General features: G+C 74.4%; 1 pseudogene. It reads left to right on the top strand.

Annotated elements, in window-relative coordinates:
* A pseudogene (locus ADK41_RS44035) lies at nucleotides 1-2,106 on the top strand (beta-ketoacyl synthase N-terminal-like domain-containing protein); the annotation flags it as partial.

Raw genomic sequence — 2,106 nt, 5'->3', positions numbered from 1 at the left:
CGGCGTGATGGGCAGCGCCGGCCAGGGCAACTACGCGGCGGCCAACGTCTTCCTGGACGCCCTCGCCCAGCAGCGCTCCGCAGCCGGCCTGCCCGCCCTTTCCCTGGCCTGGGGCGCCTGGGTCCAGGACGGCGGCATGACCGGCACCCTCTCCGACGCCGGTGCCCGGAGGATGGCCGCCTCGGCCGCACCGCCCCTCACCGTCGACCAGGGCCTCGCGCTCTGGGACGCCGCCGTGGTCTCCGACGAGCCGTTCCTCGTGCCCATCGGAGCCTCCGGCAACACCCGGATGCCCGGCGAGGTGCCCCCACTGCTGCGCAACCTGGTGCGCGGCACCCGGCGCGCCGCCGCCACCGCCGTCGGCGGCGCCCGGATCGCCGCCGACCTGGTCCGGCAGCTCCTGGAGACGCGGGAGGAGGAGCGCGTCCGCCTCCTGCTCGACCTGGTCCGCGGCGAGGCCGCCGCCGTGCTCGGCCACTCCTCGCCCAAGGCCGTCGAGGCCGACCGCGACTTCCACGACCTCGGCTTCGACTCGCTCACCGCGGTCGAACTGCGCAACCGCCTCACCGCCGTCACCGGCCTGCGGCTCCCGGCGACCCTCGTCTTCGACTACCCGACACCCACCGTGCTCGCCGGACACCTGGTGACCGCCCTTCTCGACGAGGAGCGGGTCACCGGCACCCCCGCGGCCACGGCCCTCCCCGCGACGGCCGACGACCCGATCGTCATCGTCGGCATGGCCTGCCGGATGCCCGGCGGCGTCAGCTCGCCCGAGGAACTGTGGCGGCTCGTCGTCGAGGGCCGTGAGGGCATCTCCGCCTTCCCGACCGACCGCGGCTGGGACCTGGACACCCTCATGCGCGGTGGACACGGCGGCCACGGCCGCAGCGCCACCTCCGAAGGCGGGTTCCTCTACGACGTCGCCGACTTCGACGCCGGCTTCTTCGGGATCTCCCCTTCGGGATCTCCCCGCGCGAGGCCCTCGCCATGGACCCGCAGCAGCGGCTCCTCCTGGAGACCTCCTGGGAGGCGTTCGAACGCGCCGGCATCGACCCGGCGACCGTGCGCGGCAGCCAGACCGGTGTCTTCGTCGGCACCAGCGGCCAGGACTACACCACCCTCGTCATGAACTCCAGCGAGGACGCCGAGGGCCACGCCCCGACCGGTCTCGCCACCAGTGTCATCTCCGGGCGCCTGTCCTACACCTTCGGCCTGGAGGGCCCGGCGGTCACGATCGACACCGCCTGCTCCTCCTCCCTGGTCGCCCTGCACTGGGCGGCCCACGCGCTGCGCTCCGGCGAGTGCGGCCTCGCCCTCGCGGGCGGCGTCACCGTGATGTCGACCGCCATGGGATACGCCGGCTTCACCCGGCAGGGCGGCCTCGCCCCCGACGGCCGCTGCAAGGCGTTCGCGGACGCCGCCGACGGCACCGGCTGGTCCGAGGGCGTCGGCATGCTCGTCCTGGAACGCCTCTCCGACGCCCGCCGCAACGGCCACCCCGTGCTCGCCGTGGTCCGTGGCTCGGCCGTCAACCAGGACGGCGCCTCCAACGGCCTGACCGCCCGCCAGGACCGGCCCGCCGACCGGCCGCTGCTGCTCGGCTCGATCAAGTCGAACATCGGTCACGCCCAGGCCGCCGCCGGTGTCGCCGGCGTCATCAAGACCGTCATGGCGCTCCGCCACGGTCTGCTGCCCAAGTCCCTGCACATCGACGCCCCGTCGACCCACGTGGACTGGACCGAGGGCGAGGTGCGCCTGCTCACCGAGACCGTCGACTGGCCGGAGACCGGGCGTCCGCGCCGTGCCGGTGTGTCGTCCTTCGGCATCAGCGGCACCAACGCGCACACCATCATCGAGCAAGCCCCGGAGGCCGAGCCGGAAACGCCGGCCGCGGTGCCCGGGGCCGTCCCCGGGGTCGTGCCGTGGCCGGTGTCCGCGAAGTCCGAGGAGGCTCTGGAAGACCAGCTGGACCGGATCGTCTCCCTCGACACCGCGTCCGTGCTCGACGTGGGTTTCTCGCTGGCGTCGGGGCGGTCGGTGTTCGAGCACCGGGCGGTCCTCCTCGCGGGCGCCGAGGGCGAGCCGCCCGTCGAAGTCGCGCGCGGT

The organism is Streptomyces caelestis (assembly GCF_001279005.1).
GTDB classification, from domain to species: Bacteria; Actinomycetota; Actinomycetes; order Streptomycetales; family Streptomycetaceae; genus Streptomyces; species Streptomyces heliomycini.
This window is presented reverse-complemented; position numbering and strand designations above follow the sequence as displayed.